Here is an 18,354-nt window from a genome sequence, read left to right on the forward strand (position 1 = left end):
CCAAATCTCGGAAACCCCAAAATTAGCTTGCTTTGGCCTGAAGACTACTTTTCAATGTTCATAAATGGACATGATGAGATTTGAATATGTCCATTTTCCTACTGTTTGATAATAGAAAAAGCGCCTGATTCTTGAGGGAATTCAGACGCTTGATAAAAGTTATGGAGACATTAAGGGTTTATCAATTTTCACCTTCTTTTTTAATCTTAGGCAATTCCTTTTTGATAGGGTTACCATCAGTATCTATTTCTATGATTTGATCAAAGCCCAAGCTGTCTAATTTATCAATGATCTTAGCCTTATCACCCACCACAAACCAGTTTACATTTTCAGGTTTGACCACCTCTTCACTTACCTTTTTCACATCAGACAAATCCAAATTACGCACATTGGCATCATATTTTTGATAGTAATCATCAGGCAAATTGTATTTCACCATATTATACAACGAGCTGTTTACAGATGAATTGGTTTCCCACTGGCCAGGCAAGCCCAACACTTGATTGTTTTTGACTTTTTCCAACTCCTCCTCAGTGGCCGGTCGGGATGTTACAAACTCCGAAAGTTCCTTTTGCAATTCTTGGATAGACTCTGCTGATTTATCTGTTTGAACTGGAGCATAAACCAGGAACGGTCGCTCATGTTCTGCATTCAAAACCAGACCAAAGGCTCCATAAGCCCAATGCTTGTCTTCTCTCAAATTCATATTGATTCTGGAGGTAAATTCACCGCCTAAAATGTTGATCATCTGTTCTCGGGCGATTTCTGAAATATCGCCATATTTATCGATAAGGTTACCCGCAATGATCACAGATTGTTGGGATTCTGGTCTGTCCATCAAATACAAGGTGTTTTTGGTATCTGTCTTTGGCTTATTGAAAGCAATATTAGGAATATCCCCTTTTTTCCAATCTTTAAAAGCACTTTCCAATTTGGCCTTCAACTCACTCATTTCCACATCACCAGTGATTACCAAAGTCGCATTATTCGGCCTAATCCATGTATCATAGAAATTCACCATATCATCTCTGGTCAATTCAGATACGGTATTTTCGTACCCTGTTCCTGTATAAGGGTTGCTGTAGGGGTGGTTTTCTCCATAAAGAAACTTATTCATGACCCTTAAGGCCATCGGAACAGGTTGTGATTTCTCACGCATGATATTATTCAACTGTTCTTGCTTCAATCTTTCAAACTCATTCTCAGAAAAAGCAGGATGTAATACTACATCCGAAAAGAGGCTTAAGCTTTCATCCAATGCAGGCTTTAAAGTGGTCATACTGACACTGGAGATATCCGTATCAGAGCCGGTTCCCAAACTAGCCCCCAACATTTGTAGCTTTTCGCTGATCTCAAGCGTGTTCATATTGGTGGTTCCTTCATCCAGCAAGTTCATGGCTAAGGCCGCTGTTCCAGCTTTAGCGAGATAATCTGCTTTATATCCTGCATCAAACATCAAGTTCATGGCCACAGTAGGCACTCCTTCTCGCTTGGCCAAAATAATCTTCATGCCATTGGACAATTCCGCCTTTTCCAAATCAGGGAATTTGGAACTCTTAGGTTCTCCCAAAGGCGGCAAAGATGAGCGATCAACAGATCCTTCACTGACCGTATAATCCGGAAATGGATTACAGACCAAAACATGTTTTCCTTGGGTTAGCCACTTTTGAGCGGTGGCCTGTACATCTTCCACTGTTGCCTCTTCTACATATTGCAAAACAGTTTTGTAGTAGGAAGCATCTCCAAAATAAGTTTCATTGGAAGCCAGCACGTCAGACACACCACCAAAGCCTCCTATCCTTTCCAAACCTTTGATAAAATCGGCGAAATAAGCGGCCTTCACCCGTTTCAGTTCTTCTTCGGTAGGCCCTTCCTCCACCAATCGATTGATTTCTTCCAACATCACTTTGCGAACTTCCTGTACATCCTTTCCTGGTCTGACATTGGCATAAGCTACAAAGCGGCTGGCTATTTCAGAAGATGCCTGAAAAGCTTGCACCTGACTAGCCGTTTGATCATCATATACCAACCTTTTGTAAAGTCGACTGCTTTTTCCACTGCTCAGAACAGCAGCAATCAAATCGAAATGGATGTCTTCACGATCTCCAAACTGCGGGGTGTTCCAAACAAAAAGTACACGGCTTTCGGGAACCCTGTCCTCATAAACTTGGTAGGAATCTCTTGGATGAACTGGAATATTCACTTCCTGACGCTCTACTGTTTGTCCTGCTGGAATATCTCCAAAATACTTCAATACCCTTTGATAAATATCATCTGGTTCGACATCCCCAGCAATGGCAATCACGGCATTGGCCGCACCATAATAAGCCTTAAACCACTCATGCACATCCTCTACCGATGCCGCATTCAAATCCTCCATTTCACCAATCACCGTCCATGAATAAGGGTGGCCCTTTGGATACATGGCTTTGGTCAGATAGTTCCACTGCTGCCCGTATGGTTGATTTTCCCCTTGTCTTTTTTCATTTTGCACCACCCCTCTTTGTTCATCCAACACTTCTTGGTCAATCACACCCAATAAGTGTCCCATTCGGTCAGACTCTAGAAAAAGCACCTGATCCAAAGCGGCAACTGGGACATTTTGAAAGTAATTGGTCCGGTCCGTATTGGTAGTGCCATTCACATCTGTACCGCCAATCCGCTCAATGGCCTGGAAATAGTCGTCATCAAAGTTCTCAGAACCATTGAACATCAAATGCTCAAAAAGGTGGGCAAAACCGCTCTTGCCAGGCTTTTCATTTTTGGAGCCCACATGGTACCAGACATTCACTGCCACAATGGGTGCTTTGTGGTCTTCATAAACCAAAAGTTTGAGTCCATTCGGCAAAACATACCGTTCATATTCGATGTCAATATCTTCTGCTTTAAAGGTCTGGGCCGAGGAAGTAATAATCAAGCCCATGAAAAGTAATAGGGGTAAAATTGATTTTCTCATCTTTAGAAAAGGTTATGGTTATCAATGGCATAGGTAAACCTAATATAAAGAATAAGACGCTTGAAATCAGATTTTTACAGAAAAAATATTACTAGTTAATACGTGAATATTACTTTTTAATGGGAATCCAAATTTCTTCTTCAGACTCAGGATCGTCATTTTTATATTTTTCTCCCATCACTGCAAAATGGGGACGATCATCGATTTGGTATCCAGAGTTTGGTAGCCATTTCTGGAAGATATATTGATAGGTCTTTGGGGCTTCACTGGCTGGGCCACGATGGATAAAAATCGCATAGTTTCCTTCAGGTACCGCCAAGTATTCCATTCCATCGGAGGCTTTTGCTTCAGCATTTACCTTAACAGCTGCCCATTTCTCATAATGGACTATTGGGTCAAAGGCCTCGAAAAATCCATTGGGGAAAACCTCCAAAGAGTAAAGGGCTTCATCAAGAACTCCTTCGATTTCCATTTTTCTTGGCATAAAGGATTTCCAAAGCTTTGCCGTCTGATTATTGGAAAAACTCATTTCCACACGCATTCCAATAAAATGACTTTTGGAAATGTTTATGATTCTTGGTGCATGCATGGTTTAAAACAGTGAAATTCTTATTAAAACTAAAAGATTTCGAACAATCACAAAACCTAAATCAGATATCCATTTTTCCATTTATAAAAATCACTTGAGTCTTTTCAGCTAGATGACTTAACTTGTAAATTGAAAAAGAATAAAACCCCAATTTTAATAATTATGAAATTGATGAAAATGCTGCCATTGGCAGTTTTGTTACTTTGTAATGTTTCTGCCTATGCCCAACTTTTTCCTCATGGAGAAGGATTTACCAGACAGGATACCCTCCGCGGAAGCATCACGCCTGAGCGGGCCTGGTGGGATTTGCAACATTATTCCCTCGATATCAAAGTAGTACCTGAGCAACAATTTATCTCCGGTACCAATACCATCACCTATAAAGTCACTCAGCAAGCCAACCGTTTTCAAGTTGATCTGCAAGCTCCCATGAAATTGGAAAAGGCTGTTCAGAATGGTGAAGAACTAAAAATTGAACATGATGGCAATGCCCACTTTGTCACTATAAAAGCTGATCAAAACATTGGTGAATCTTATGAAATCACGATTTATTTTTCCGGAAAGCCTATTGTGGCACAGCGACCTCCTTGGGATGGTGGACTGACTTGGACCAAGGACAGTAACGGCCTTCCCTTCATTGCCAACGCCAACCAAGGTATCGGCTCCAGTGTCTGGTGGCCCAATAAGGACCATCCTTCCGATGAACCGGATGAGGGCGCCATCATCAAAGTAGAAGTACCCGAGAACTTAATGGATGTTTCCAATGGTCGACTGATCAAAACAGAGCGAAACCGAAAAGCAAAAACCAAAACCTATACTTGGGAAGTTAAAAACCCTATCAATAATTACGGGATTAATATCAATATTGGTGATTATGTGCATTTCTCGGAAAAGTACCAAGGAGAAAAAGGTGAATTGGACATGGACTACTATGTTCTACGTGAAAATCTGGAAAAAGCCAAAGAGCAGTTCAAGGATGCGGTAAGAATGATGGAAGCATTTGAGCATTGGTTTGGGCCTTATCCCTTTTATGAAGATGGTTATAAATTGGTGGAAGTTCCTTACTTGGGCATGGAACACCAAAGCTCTGTCACTTATGGCAACAAATATGGGAATGGCTACCTTGGCCGTGACTTGAGCGGTACAGGTTGGGGACTGAAGTTTGATTTTATCATCATCCACGAATCAGGTCACGAGTGGTTTGCCAATAACATCACGAACAAGGATGTGGCCGATATGTGGGTGCACGAAGGATTTACAGCTTATTCAGAAAATCTTTTCTTGGACTATTTTTATGGCAAAGAAGCTTCCAGTGAATACGTAATGGGAACAAGAATGGCCATCAACAATGATCGACCAGTCATAGGCACTTATGATGTTAATTACGAAGGCTCAGGTGACATGTATTATAAAGGAGCCAATTTGCTCCACACCATTCGTCAGATTATCAATGATGATGAAAAATGGCGTGGAATCCTTAGAGGGCTGAACAAGGAATTTTATCACCAAACAGTCACGACCAAGCAAGTTGAAAACTATATCAGTACCCAGGCAGGAATTGATTTATCTCCTGTGTTTGACCAGTATCTTAGAGATACTAGAATTCCGATATTTAGTTATACCGTAAAAAATGGTGCGCTGGCTTATCGATGGGAAAATACTGTCAACACTTTTAATATGTCCCTAAAGATATGGGTCAATGGCCAAGAAAAATGGTTGAAACCAAGCACCCAGTGGCAAACAGTCAAACTAGAAACTGCTGAAGCAAAAATAATTGTGGATAAAAACTTCTATGTGGCCAAGATGAATGTCATGGGTGAGTAATAAATTCAAATGATCTCAAGCAAAAACAGTCGGTGTAATCTATACCGGCTGTTATTTAGAATATCAAAGTCAAAAGGTAGGTCACCAACGCCATAGCCAGCAATCCCCCTACAACTAGCTTCACTTTTCTCAATTCCTGATTTTCCTGAGCTTTTCTCCATTGTCTGAGCTCTTTGAAATTCTTTGCTGCCTCATCTTTATTTCCATTGAATCCACCAGCATAGGGGTTTTCACTCATAGTTTTACGCTGAGTTCTTAGGTCCCTGTTATTTTGGAAAGATGCCTGACCTGATCTGGAAAATCCTGCTCCACCTGTCATAAAATAGTAATTTGATTGCTTGGATTAAGATACTAAAAAATCTGCATTAACCTTTTAAGAAGCCCATTTCTGGAAAAGCTGTCCAAGAATATTAACTGTTTCTTTGGAGGCAAGATTAGGCTTCAGCGCTGTATCGGATATTCCGGAAACAACCCTCGAAATATTGTGGTCTACTTCACCTTTTTTTGCCCAAGTGGTGGATTTGGCAGCGGTGAGGTAAACGGAAAAATTATGATGCCCTGAACCAGGTCTTTCCCCGATAATGTGCAAAATACTCTTGCAGGTATCATCTTGCTCACCAAATAGCACTTCACCACAGGCATATCCTGCCCGCACCCGACCATGGCGGATCACGATATTTTGATCTGCAACCTGATAACCATTAGCGGTTAAGTCTTGCTTGAGTTGTTTCAAAAAAGCATCCAGATGTCCCTGATCCATTAAGGCTCTTGCATTGAGCCCATCAGAAATAACAATCTGCACATTGGGTACATTTTTATCCCATGAAGATTTCAAAGCGCCCAGCTGCGATAAAGCCTTCTTACTTAATTCTTCGCCGGACTCAGGATGATATACATAATCCTTTCGGTCTTTGGAAAGGGTGATAATTGGTATGGCAGCAGGAATTCCCTTTACAAAGCTGTCTGGCATCTCGGTCCACAAACTGACTTTGGCATCTTCATATAAACTGACGACTTGATTGGCCAGTTGTGGCTCTAACTCCCAAATATTTTCTCCATAACCTTCGGCAATGGGAACTCCCCTTTCGCGTATGGCTACAATCGTCCTTTTTCCATCCGCAAAGATCTCTTCACGACTTCTCAAATCTCCTTTGGCCAAACAATACTGATAATATACCCAAACGGGATCCCCAAAATGTACTGTGGGTTGATTATCGGAACCAATCACGCCAATGCGTTTAAAGAAATCCCACATCGCATCATTTACCTTATAGCCAAACTTCTCCCTGACCCGAACATGATCACTAAATGAAGTGGTTAAATAGCTAAGCATGGGATCATTTTTTGTAGGCAAAGCCATCAAATAGGCAGGATTGGCCGGCATAATCTCATCAATACACCATTCTAGATCTTCTAGATCCACATCCATATGCAAAGTGGAACACACATCCAAACCAATGCACAGCCCATGCAGTTTCCCCATCAATGTATCCTCCAAACAACAGCGTACCAGTTGTTCCTTCGATTTAAAAACTTCCGGACCGATAAACCCTGCCACATCATTCACATGTACCCAAGGCTGCTGCTCAGCTGTTTTTCCTTCACCCAATTTTTCTTTTAATGCCCTTACAAAACCGTATTTTCTGGATTCATGGAGCACCATATCGAAGCCTTTCCCATGACCATTGGTAAAATCTGCCCCTTGTCCCGTTTCTGCATACAGCCCATATCGGCCATCTCTCTTGGACATATGCTCCAGCATCTTATCGATGGTCACATCAAAAGTGCGGTTGGCATCATCCGTCCCCGCCAGACTTTGAAACCAAATGCCGGTGGTGCCGGGTTGTTGTTCTTCCACTTCGGCTTGTACATCGATATGAGAAAGCACGCAATTGGACATGGTATGCTCCAAACCAAAAGTGACCAATATATCAAATAAAGCCTTTTCGATCTTGGCTACAGAATCTACCTCACTGGAAACAGGGTTTGTCCCCAGCACCAAATCTCCCACACCATAGGACCAAGCATCAAAAACCTGCCAAATAATATCTTCAGGATTATCGGTTGGAGAATTGGGTTGAACACGGGCACTCATATAACCTTTACTCCCAATCTTGCTATTTGGAAGGGGATTGAAAATTTTCTGGCTTGCCTGTATCAGTTCTTCATTATTCATCAATTTCACCACACAGCCAATAACATCACTGGTCAACCCTGTCATGATGGCTTTAATATCCTCTTCATTGGCCGTAAGTAAAAATTCCTTCAGATCACCCAATGTCCAATCCTCCAAGGATTGCTTTTGACCCTCTTCAGTAGTTTCCAAAATCAAATTGTAAAGTTCATCTTGGTAGATACTATGGGCATTGATATCCTGAAGTCGTGTATTGGCCAAGAGCTGTCGGGCATGTTTTCTACTGTCCTCATCTTTGGCCGCAATGCCCAAAGTAAGATCACCTTCTTTGAACTCATTGGCAGCTCCGATCAGTTTTAGATAAAGATCAAGGTCAAAATTTCCTTTTTTTCGAATGATATAGCCCAAAAGGTCCTCTTCACTTTTGGGGGGTGAAACCTTTACAGAAAGGGGTGAAATTTTAGTATTGTCCGAAGCAAAAGCATCCATGCCTCCAAAAATCAAAATGGATGAACTTAACATTCCCGATCTTTTCAAAAACTCTTTTCTAGTCATACCAGCTATACTTGTTTATTGTGTATGGCAAATCCAGGAATTTCGGGCAAAGGGAATTTATATATCCCTTTTGGATACTTAATATAAACATATTAGATATCAGAGCATAGAATAAAAGTATAAAAACTGATATTTGCGGCAATTGATGCAAAACAGGTTAAAAATTAAACTTACAATAAAAATCCGTTTTCATCCTTTATGGCTGATGGAATATCAATGTCATCAATCATCTCTCTAAGGTCAATTTCTATTCCGCGGGAAATAGAAGTAATCGGTACATCATTATAGGTTCCTTCAAAAGGATTTTCAGAGTAATCCCCTATTTTTTCCATCAAGAAGAAAACCCAAATCAATAACCCTGAGATAAAAGGTCCAGCCCAATAAATCCAAGATTCACTCTGATTGAAGACATTGAGCAATCCAAAAGGTACAAAGGCGCAAAAAACAAATGTGAGCCAAACCGCAGTAGAAGCATATTGTCGGGGAAATGGGAAATTTTTGATCCTTTCAGACTTTCCCTGATCTTCATAAAAGCTTCTCAACAAATGGTGGAACTCCATGTGTCTAAAATCTTCAAAATAATTTAAATCTTTTAACTGCTGAAGTCTTTCTGCCTGAATAAGCATTATCTGGGTGGCTGTATTGGTTTTTCCTTGCACCCTGTCCATTTCCGCTTTTGAAATATATTTGGAGAGCTCTGATTCCAGCTTATCCGTATAATCTTCACAAACTGTGGGAGCATAAAGTTCATTCAACCGCTGCCGTTGATGCTCCCATTCTTTGCTCAGGCGAAGCTGATGTCTCAAAGCAACCAACCAAGCAATATGTCGATAGATTAATTCTTTTTTTATTTTTTCATCACCTTCTCCTTGCACAAAAGCAACAGCCGCTGCACCAAAAGTCCTACTATTATTGACGATGCTGCCCCAGATTTTTCTTGCTTCCCAAGTTCTATCATAAGAACTGTTGTTTTTAAAACCTAAATAAAAAGCCACGGCTATACCAATAATGCTGATAGGCTGCCAAGGAATGGCAATATCCACTTGCAGAAAATAAAAAAGTACGTAAATGACCATCGAATAGATAAATCCTAAGATAAATGGCTTTTTGGACCAGTTGAAGGTCATCCAAAAGCTATAGTTCCTTTTTATATACATCGCATTTTAATTTTATCGTTAGCTCATTTACCTCAATAATAATAACCATAAATCCTAAATTTTCAGTCATTTAAGCTTTGATATCTAGATACAAAAAAGCTTGCCCCGATTGAAGGCAAGCACTGTTTAAAAATCTATTTATTTTCTTCAAGAATCTAATAAGCCATTTCCACGATTTTCTCTACATCCTCAGGATTCAGGTCTTTATGTTCACCAAGACCTAGCCAACCTCTTTCCGAGAACCGACTAGCTATCTCTTTTGCTGTATTTTCATAATCAGAAACATATGCGGAGAGTTTGGTATCAATACCTAAAGACTGAAAGAATTCATCAGTTTTGGTGATACCTACCTTGGCTTTTTCTTCCAATGTTCCTTCTGTGATGCCCCAAACCCGCTCCGCATATTGGGCTAATTTCTCTTTTTTCCGCTCAAACCCATACTTATAGTGACTAGATGCCAAGATGGCCAAAGTCCTTGCATGGTCAATGCCATACAAGGCGGTCAATTCATGCCCCATTGCATGGATGGCCCAATCAGTAGGTACTCCTTTTTGAATCAATCCGTTTAAGGCCATGGTACAGCACCACATAAAGTTAGAAGCCGCTTCATAATCATTTGGATCTTTCATCACTCTAGGTGCCACTTCTATCAAAGTTTGCATGATTCCCTCTGCAAATCTGTCCTGCAAATACGCTCCTGCAGGATAGGTCATGTACTGCTCCAAAACATGTGTGAAAGCATCTGTAAGACCATTGGCAATTTGTCTTTCCGGAAGTGACTTTATCACACTTGGATCAAGAATGGAAAACTGTGGGAAAAGACCAGGGCCCCCCATACTCAGTTTTTCTTTGGTTTCTTTATTGGAAATCACCGAACCGGAATTGGATTCCGAACCTGTTGCCGGAATGGTCAATACGGTACCAAATGGCAAACCTTTTTCAGTTCTAATTTTACTAGCCAAAATATCCCAAGGCTCATTTCCATCATACAAAGCAGCTGAGCTTAAAAACTTGGTCGCATCTATCACTGACCCTCCTCCTACGGCCAGCATAAAAGTGATTCTTTCTTTCTTGATCAGCTCCAATGCGGGCAACAGTCCATGATATTCTGGATTGGCAGGAATGCCTCCAAATTCAACTACCTCAAAACCTTTCAAGGCCTCCAAGACACTTTGGTAAATACCATTCTTTTTGATACTTCCTCCTCCATAGGTCATTAAAACCTTTGCTCCTTCTGGAATTTCACCAGACAGCTTGTTGATTTGGTCCTTTCCAAAAATGACTTTCGTTGGATTTTTAAATTCAAAATTCTGCATTTCTGTTGCTTTCAATTATATGATAACTTGATCTTGATACATGATCATAATAGTCCTTTTAGAACAAAAGACATGATAGATAGTTCAATTAATTTGCATACCTCAAAGCAGATTGGCTTTCCAAAATAGAGATGCAAAACAACCCGCACTTTCGATGCGGGTTGAAATTTTACTTGATACTTACATCTTCTTAATTACTACTCAAAATAAGGATACTTGCCCCTACTGATCATATCATCGGCAATTTCTCTTCTTAGTTCCTTGGTATTGATAGGGTCTACCTTTGTGAACCGTTTTAAGCCCATTAGCATGACTTTTTGTTCATCTCCGGAAGTGAAAGAGGCTATGGCTTCTTTTCCTGCAGCAGTAACCCTGTCCACCGCTTCAGATAAATACACCTGCACCATGGCAATTTGATGTTTGCAAGCGGCTTCACCCTTTATACCCACACGTTTTTCTGTCCTTAGTAAGGCCGATTCCACTGCATAAATTTCAATCATGATATCAGCCAAGTTCATCATGATCTCCTGCTCTTCTTCAATCTTGGCTTGTAAAGTCATCGCTGCTTTGCCCCCTATCATCAAGAATACTTTTTTCAACTTTCTCAAAGCATCTTTTTCCGCTGTAAATAATTCGGTTGTATCAATCATCTCAAAAGAAGGTACAGAAGTCAATTCCTCTCCTACGGCTTTTGCAGGCTCAAAAAGATTGATTTCGCCTTTCATAGCCCGCTTCAAAAGCATCCCTACCATCAACATGCGATTGATTTCGTTGGTACCTTCATAAATTCTGGAAATCCTCGCATCCCGATAAGCCCGTTCCATCGGCGCATCTGCTGAATAGCCCATGCCTCCATATACCTGAACACCTTCATCTACCACATAATCCAATACTTCAGAACCATGAATTTTCGCAATGGCACACTCCATGGCAAACTGCTCCACTCCTTTCAATTTGGCTTGGTTCACCTCCATGCCATCACCTATCAGCGCGTCGATACGGTCTTCTATGTCTTGCCCCAATCGATAACACAACGATTCACTGACGTAGGTCCTGATCGCCATTTCTGCCAATTTGGACTTCATCGCCCCGAATGTATTGATGGACACACCAAACTGTTTTCTTTCTGAGGAATAGGTCAGCGCATTTTTGATCACTTGTCTACAACCTCCCAACACACCAGCTCCCAGTTTTACCCTGCCAATGTTAAGGATATTCACCGCGATCTTAAATCCGTTTTGGCGGTCAGATAGCATGTTCTCCACTGGCACTTTACAATCATTAAAGAAGACCTGACGCGTTGAAGAACCTTTGATACCCATCTTCTTCTCTTCTTCATTCATGGTGATCCCACCAAAGTCCTTTTCCACGATAAAAGCAGTCAGATTTTTATCATCCTCAATCTTGGCGAAAACAATAAACAAGTCCGCAAAACCTCCATTGGAAATCCACATCTTTTGTCCATTCAGCAGATAATGCTGACCATCAGCAGTCAAAGTGGCTTTGGTCTTGCCACTATTCGCATCAGAACCTGCATCTGGCTCCGTCAGACAATAACAAGCAGCCCATTCGCCAGTGGCCAGTTTGGGCAAGTACTTTTGCTTTTGCTCTTCCGTTCCGTAAAAGAGAATGGGCAAAGTCCCGATCCCAGTATGTGCACCATAAGTGGTGGAAAATGATCCCGCAGCACCAATAATATCCGCTATCAACATGGAGGTATTGAAACTCATCCCCAAACCTTGATAAGCTTCTGGCACAGAAATGCCCAACAGTCCAAGTTCACCAGCCTTTTTCAAAATACCAGGAACCAAGTCCGGATTTTTCATGCTGTCAATTTCCTCTATGTGCGGCAATATCTCCGTATCAATAAAATCCTGACAAGCCTGTGCCATCATGCGTTGCTCTTCCGAGAATTCTGCCGGAATAAAAATGTCCTTGGCAGCTGTGTCCCTAACGAGAAACTCCCCACCATTTATGCTGTCTTTTTTTGTTGTTTCCATTGTATTTTAGATTTTAGATATAAGACTTTAGACACTAGACCAATTAGTTTTCAAACTTTAGAATCAGTGTATAAAGCATCCTTTGTAATTCATTGACTTCTTCTGATAGAATATTAAAATCATTACTTTCAATAAATTTGAGTTCTTTTGCAACAATTAGTTGAGTTTCCAACTCACAAATAGATCCGTGAGAAACAGCCAAAAATTGAGCAAACTCCCTATCACTTTTTCAACCCTCTCCCTCTGATATATTGGAAGGGACTGAAATTGCACATCTTCTAATTTGAGATGTTAAACCAAACTTTTCTTCAGAAGGAAAAAATGCTGAAATCCTGTATATTTCTACGGTCAATTTCATTGATCTTTGCCATACTTTAAACTCTTTGTAGTTATGCATAACACAATTGTTTTAGTTAAAAAATAAGGTATCCTGTTTGAAAATTTATCTGAAGTCAATCATCTCGAGTCTAGTATCTATTTTAACAATTCAACCACTCCAGCTACGCCTTGGCCGCCACCTACACAGGCAGTCACTAAACCATATTTTTGTTTTCTTCTGCGGAGTTCATTGATCATTTGCACGGTGAGCTTGGCACCTGTACAACCCAGTGGGTGTCCCAGCGCAACCGCTCCTCCGTTGACATTCACTATGTCCGGATCCATGTCCAATGAGCGGATCACTGCCAAGGCCTGAGCAGCAAATGCCTCATTCAATTCCACCAGACTGATATCATTCATGCTCATTCCTGCTTGCTTCAAGGCTTTGGGTACCGCTTCTTTTGGACCTATGCCCATAATCCTTGGATCAACACCTGCCACAGAATAGCTTGCCAATCTGGCCACAGGCTCCAAATTCAGTTCCTTCACCATGCGTTCAGACATCACCAAGGCAAAAGAAGCTCCATCAGAAGTTTGGGAAGAATTACCCGCTGTGACCTGACCTCCTTGTTTGAATGCTGGCTTTAGCTTGGACAAAGCTTCCATATTTGTTCCAGGCCGCGGACCTTCATCCGTATCCACTGTATAGGTCTTTTTCTTTCTTTTTCCAGATTCATCCACATAGGTTTCTTCTACTTGGATTGGCACAATTTCATCTTTGAACCTGCCTTCCTTGATGGCACTGATCGCCCGTTCGTGTGAGGTAACCGCAAATTGATCAGCATCTTCTCTTGAAATATCATAATCCTTGGCCAACTCTTCGGCAGTCAAGCCCATACTGAGGTAATAATCAGGGTGCTCGGTAGCAATTTTCCAGTTAAGGGCGGTTTTGTAACCCATCATGGGTACCATGGACATGGACTCTGTTCCACCAGCAATGATACAATCGGCCATTCCTGCTTTAATTTTGGCCGTGGCCAGAGCAATGGCTTCCAAGCCTGATCCGCAATAACGATTAATGATAAAACCCGGCACCACTTTTCCCAAGGCCATCAGGGAAATCATCCTTCCCATCTGCATGCCCTGTTCTGCCTCAGGCACGGCATTACCCACGATCAAATCATCCACGCGGCTGGGTTCCAAACCAGGTGTTTCCGCTAATAAATGTTTGATTACATCCGTGGCCATATCATCTGGCCGATAAAAGCGGAATCCACCCTTTTTGGCTTTTCCCACTGCTGTCCTATATCCATTTACTATGTATGCTTCCATGTCGTTTTGTTTTAAATTTTATTCGTTTTAAAGAATAAAGACGAAAGAATCAAGATTGAGATTCTACCTTCGATTTCAGTCCGTTAATCATTCTTTGAATTTCTATAAGATTGTTTTCAAGGGAAGAAGATTTCTCTTCAGATATAAGCCCTACCCTTTTACTTATTTCTAATTGAGTTTCGAGTTCGTAACTCTCACCTAAACTTGTTTCCAATGATTTGCAAAAAACTTTCTTAGATGACTTTGCACTGCCTTCCGCAATGTTGGAAGGAATAGAAACACTTGCTCTTCTCATTTGAGAAACTAATCCATACTTCTCCTCATTCGGAAGTTCATCCGTTGAAAAGTATATCATTGCTGCAAAATCTACTGACTTCTGCCAAACTTTTAGATTTCTAAAATTGTGCATTTCATCTATTGTTTTGGTTAAAAAATTGTCTTGTCTTTTTCTCTATTCTTGGCTCTTTAATCTTCTTTAATTCCTTAGAGGTTTCCCCTTAAACAGAATGCTGTGGATTCTTTCCAAAGTCTTTTTCTCTCCGGTCAAGCTCAAGAAAGCTTCTCTTTCCAGGTCCAACAAGTATTGTTCTGAAACTTCGGTAGGCTGTGAAAGATCACCACCACTCATCACCCAAGCCAGTTTTCTGGCAATTTTAGCATCATGATCAGAGATATAGTCCCCATATTGCATCCCGGTTATGCCTGCCTCAAAGTATGCCAGTGAAGTTTTACCAAGCACCTTAATATTGCTTTGCTGTGCGGGCTGCGTATACCCTTCATCATACAACTCAATAACTTTGGCTTTGGCTTCTGCCAACTGTCGTTTGCGGTTGATGGTAATGTCATCTTTATCTTGCAAGTAACCCAATGCTTTGGCTTCGTGGGCGGAAGTGGATACTTTCGCCGTAGCGATATTCATAAAGGCTTCCTGCAATCTATTCAACTCCACATCTCCATCATGAATATTATTGGAAAAGCGTAGGGTCATTTCTTTGGTTCCTCCACCCGCAGGAATAACGCCTACGCCAAATTCCACCAAACCCATATACAATTCTGCATGAGCCTGTACCGAATCTGCATGAAGTGACATTTCACATCCACCTCCCAGAGCCATATTATGAGGGGCTACAACTACTGGCACGGCACTGTACCTTACCCGCATCATGGTTTTCTGGAATTGGGCAATCATCATATTGATTTCGTCAAATTCCTGGTCCCCAGCATACATAAAAATCATGGCCAGATTGGCACCGGCTGAGAAGTTTGCTCCCTCATTACCGATCACCAAACCTTTGAAATCTTTTTCCGCCATGGTGATGGCTGTATTCATCCCTTCAATGACTTCTGCACCGAGGGAATTCATTTTGGTATGGAATTCCAAACCGATCACGCCGTCGCCCATATCATAAATGGTCGATCCAGCATTGCCCCAAATCTTCTTATTTCCTGATTTTAGGGTATCCAATAAAATCAATTCTTGCTGTCCAGGAATATCTTTATAGGATTTGGAAGGAATGTCATAATACTGGCGGTTGCCTTTTTCTACCCGATAGAAACTGTCATGCCCTGCTTCCAACATTTCATACACCCACTCGGCGGGCTTTTGACCAGCAGCTTCCATCTTCGCAACAGTATCCTTGACACCAAGAATATCCCAATTTTCAAAAGGGCCATATTCCCATCCAAAACCTGCACATACTGCTTGGTCAATAAGGTAAAGTTCATCGGCTATCTCTGGAATCCTCTTGGAACAATAACGGAAGAGGTCATAGAAAGTAGCTCGGTAAAACTCTCCAGCCTTATCATCAAAGTTCACCAAGAATTTGATTCGCTTTTTTAGGTCATGAATATCTTTAGATCCTTCAAGGGCTTTAAATTTCGGCTTCTCTACCGGCTTATATTCCTGAGTCTCAAAATCAATTTCTTTCAACTCTTTGCTGCCATCCTTATGCCGAATCATATGGAAAAAACCTTGTCCTGTCTTATCACCCAACCATTTCTGATCACTCAAAAACTGGACAATCTTCGGCAGCCTAAATTGATCTTTTGATTCATCATTTTCTAAGGCTTTATTGAGGTTATTGGCCACATTGACCATGGTATCCAAACCTACGACATCCATGGTTCGGAAGGTGGCGGACTTGGCTCTTCCTATGACAGTTCCAGTAAGTTTATCTACTTCAGATACACCCAAGCCCATTTTTTCTATGGTATGCATGCTTGACATAATCGCATAAACACCTATTCGGTTGGCAATAAATGCCGGCGTATCTTTACAAAGCACCGTTTCTTTGCCCAAATATCGGTCCCCATATTCCATCAAGAAATCGATGATTTCAGGATTGGTTTTGGGTCCAGGAATAATTTCCAACAATCGCAAGTACCTAGGGGGATTGAAAAAGTGTGTCCCACAGAAGTTGCTTTGAAAATCCTCACTTCTGCCTTGACACAACATTTGCATGGGAATACCAGATGTGTTCGAAGTGATCAAAGTACCTGGTTTACGGTGCAGTTCCACCTTTTCGTACAAAGATTGCTTGATATCCAATCTTTCCACCACCACTTCGATTATCCAATCATAATCTTTGATTTTGGCAAGATCATCTTCAAAATTGCCTGTGGTAATTCTCGAAGCAAAATCCTGATCATAAATGGCAGATGGTTTGGCTTTCAAGGTCTTTTCCAAAGCCTCATTGACCAAGCGGTTGCGGACAGCCTTATCTTCCAAGGTCAATCCTTTTTTGGCTTCGGCTTCATTGGGTTCTTTGGGCAAAATATCCAGCAAAAGTACCTGAACGCCAATGTTGGCAAAATGACAGGCTATTCTGGATCCCATAACTCCTGAACCTAAAATAGCTACTTTCTGAATGGCTCTTTTCATTTGATTTTAGTTTATTTTCAATGGTCAAATGGAACCTCGCAAATTACAGCTGCTCTTCAAGAAATGGTCAGCATTATGCTTGGTTACATAGAAATGATTTTTTTTTTAAACCCTCTATTGAGGGTGTATTGACTTAAGTTGTTCTTTTTCGATGATTTGATTGATTTTCTGAAACACATCGAAGAATTTTTCCAGTTCTCGCTCACTGACCACTTCCCGTATGGAGTGGTTAAAAGCTTGAATGGTTTCGATGGATTTTTCTTTTTTCCGCTTGCCTTCAGGGGTCAAAAAAATGCGGACCGATCGCTTATCAGAAATGTCAGGCTTTCTACAAATCAGGCCTTTTTCTTCCATGGATTTAAGCATGCGGGTAAGGCTCCTGGCTTCCAAGCCCATCAATGGGGCAATTTTGGTTGCCGGCGTACCTTCCTTAGAATTGATATTGATGAGTACAAAACCAATCGATGTGGTGAAGCCCTCATCAGCTGCCTTTTGGTTATACATGCGTGAAATGGCATGCCAGGCAGTCTTGATATGGAAATCGACGGTTTCTTCAGGTTTCATACTTTTGGGTTATGCTTTACTAGCTTAACGTAAGATAGAAAAAATTTCGTATGCATGCATACTATTTATTGTAAAAATATTCCGAGAAGAATTTTATTAATCTTAAGGCAAATTCTGGGTATGTTTAACCTGGGAAGGCTCGCTAAACAGGCCTGTTTATCAGAAAGAGCCCCAGACATTTTTAATGCTTGAAAATTTGATTGCTGTGTCTGGCGAAGTACCAAAGCTTAAACTCTTTAAAGTGACCTATCCTAAAATAGGTTGAGCATATCAAAGCAACCTTTCTAGTCTTCCTTTTCGCTTAACAATGTTTTTGTAATCCCATTGAATTTTTTGGGATTTTTCAAGCCATCGCTTCAGGTCTTCATGATTGATTTCTTCTAAGGAGTTATATCTAATTTCAGCTGCTTTAAATTTTCCCTCAGGAGTCAACTTCAATTCATCAAAAGACTGCCCACTCCAAAACAATAATCGAATTCCTCCTTTCAGCTTGCTGTAACCCACAATGGGATTGCCGTCCAAAAACCAAACTGGATGCCGGTGCCAAATTTTACTTTCTGCTTTGGGAAGATTGGCTTCGATAATTTCAAACAAACAGTCACAAATGGCTTGGTCCTCTTGGGTCTGAGCGCGATGATAAACTTTGATGTCACTATTCATACCGCTGACAGTTACAATTTCACTCAAAATCTATTCAAAACTATCCTATAGAGCAAGTAAAAACGAAT

At 41.0% G+C, this 18,354-nt stretch carries 13 protein-coding genes and 1 pseudogene; 1 reads left to right on the forward strand and 13 read right to left on the reverse strand.

Going from position 1 to position 18,354, the window contains the following annotated elements; all coding sequences use genetic code 11:
• Nucleotides 1-181: 181 nt before the first annotated feature.
• Complete coding sequence (locus IFO69_RS08980) at nt 182-2,956, reverse strand: M16 family metallopeptidase (RefSeq protein WP_192009724.1); 2,775 nt, start codon at nt 2,954-2,956, stop codon at nt 182-184.
• Nucleotides 2,957-3,065: 109 nt separating this feature from the next.
• Entirely contained in the window at nt 3,066-3,545 is a 480-nt protein-coding gene (locus tag IFO69_RS08985) for a GyrI-like domain-containing protein (RefSeq protein ID WP_192009725.1), read from the reverse strand.
• A 162-nt stretch (nt 3,546-3,707) separates the two neighbouring features.
• Between IFO69_RS08985 and IFO69_RS08990 the strand changes: the two genes are divergently transcribed.
• On the forward strand, nt 3,708-5,369 hold the full coding sequence (locus tag IFO69_RS08990; protein WP_192009726.1) for a M1 family metallopeptidase: 1,662 nt from the start codon (nt 3,708-3,710) through the stop codon (nt 5,367-5,369).
• Between the two features lie 55 nt (nt 5,370-5,424).
• Here the strand turns inward: IFO69_RS08990 and IFO69_RS08995 are convergent, their stop codons facing one another.
• The 11 genes and pseudogenes from IFO69_RS08995 to IFO69_RS09045 form a co-directional block, all read right to left on the reverse strand.
• Nucleotides 5,425-5,688, reverse strand: coding sequence for a hypothetical protein (locus tag IFO69_RS08995; protein ID WP_192009727.1), 264 nt, complete (start codon nt 5,686-5,688; stop codon nt 5,425-5,427).
• A 54-nt stretch (nt 5,689-5,742) separates the two neighbouring features.
• The gene (gene eutB / locus IFO69_RS09000) at nt 5,743-8,058 is read right to left on the reverse strand and encodes an ethanolamine ammonia-lyase subunit EutB (protein ID WP_192009728.1); all 2,316 of its coding nucleotides are present in this window, start codon (nt 8,056-8,058) and stop codon (nt 5,743-5,745) included.
• A 170-nt stretch (nt 8,059-8,228) separates the two neighbouring features.
• A complete protein-coding gene (locus IFO69_RS09005; protein WP_192009729.1) occupies nt 8,229-9,215 on the reverse strand; it encodes a bestrophin family protein in 987 nt (328 codons plus the stop codon).
• A 155-nt stretch (nt 9,216-9,370) separates the two neighbouring features.
• Complete coding sequence (locus tag IFO69_RS09010; protein ID WP_192009854.1) at nt 9,371-10,531, reverse strand: iron-containing alcohol dehydrogenase; 1,161 nt, start codon at nt 10,529-10,531, stop codon at nt 9,371-9,373.
• Between the two features lie 197 nt (nt 10,532-10,728).
• Nucleotides 10,729-12,531, reverse strand: a complete 1,803-nt coding sequence (locus IFO69_RS09015; protein WP_192009730.1) for an acyl-CoA dehydrogenase family protein — start codon at nt 12,529-12,531, stop codon at nt 10,729-10,731.
• Nucleotides 12,532-12,574: 43 nt separating this feature from the next.
• Nucleotides 12,575-12,928 (reverse strand): annotated as a pseudogene (locus tag IFO69_RS09020) (four helix bundle protein).
• Nucleotides 12,929-13,005: 77 nt separating this feature from the next.
• Nucleotides 13,006-14,181, reverse strand: coding sequence for a thiolase family protein (locus tag IFO69_RS09025; protein WP_192009731.1), 1,176 nt, complete (start codon nt 14,179-14,181; stop codon nt 13,006-13,008).
• 49 nt (nt 14,182-14,230) lie between these two features.
• Nucleotides 14,231-14,590 (reverse strand): four helix bundle protein, encoded by a 360-nt coding sequence (locus tag IFO69_RS09030; RefSeq protein ID WP_192009732.1) that lies wholly within the window; start codon nt 14,588-14,590, stop codon nt 14,231-14,233.
• 66 nt (nt 14,591-14,656) lie between these two features.
• Complete coding sequence (locus IFO69_RS09035) at nt 14,657-17,062, reverse strand: 3-hydroxyacyl-CoA dehydrogenase/enoyl-CoA hydratase family protein (RefSeq protein ID WP_192009733.1); 2,406 nt, start codon at nt 17,060-17,062, stop codon at nt 14,657-14,659.
• Between the two features lie 114 nt (nt 17,063-17,176).
• A complete protein-coding gene (locus IFO69_RS09040) occupies nt 17,177-17,626 on the reverse strand; it encodes a MarR family winged helix-turn-helix transcriptional regulator (RefSeq protein ID WP_192009734.1) in 450 nt (149 codons plus the stop codon).
• Between the two features lie 270 nt (nt 17,627-17,896).
• Nucleotides 17,897-18,286, reverse strand: a complete 390-nt coding sequence (locus IFO69_RS09045) for a DUF1801 domain-containing protein (protein WP_192009735.1) — start codon at nt 18,284-18,286, stop codon at nt 17,897-17,899.
• Nucleotides 18,287-18,354 lie beyond the last annotated feature (68 nt).

Source organism: Echinicola arenosa (genome assembly GCF_014841125.1).
GTDB lineage: Bacteria > Bacteroidota > Bacteroidia > Cytophagales > Cyclobacteriaceae > Echinicola > Echinicola arenosa.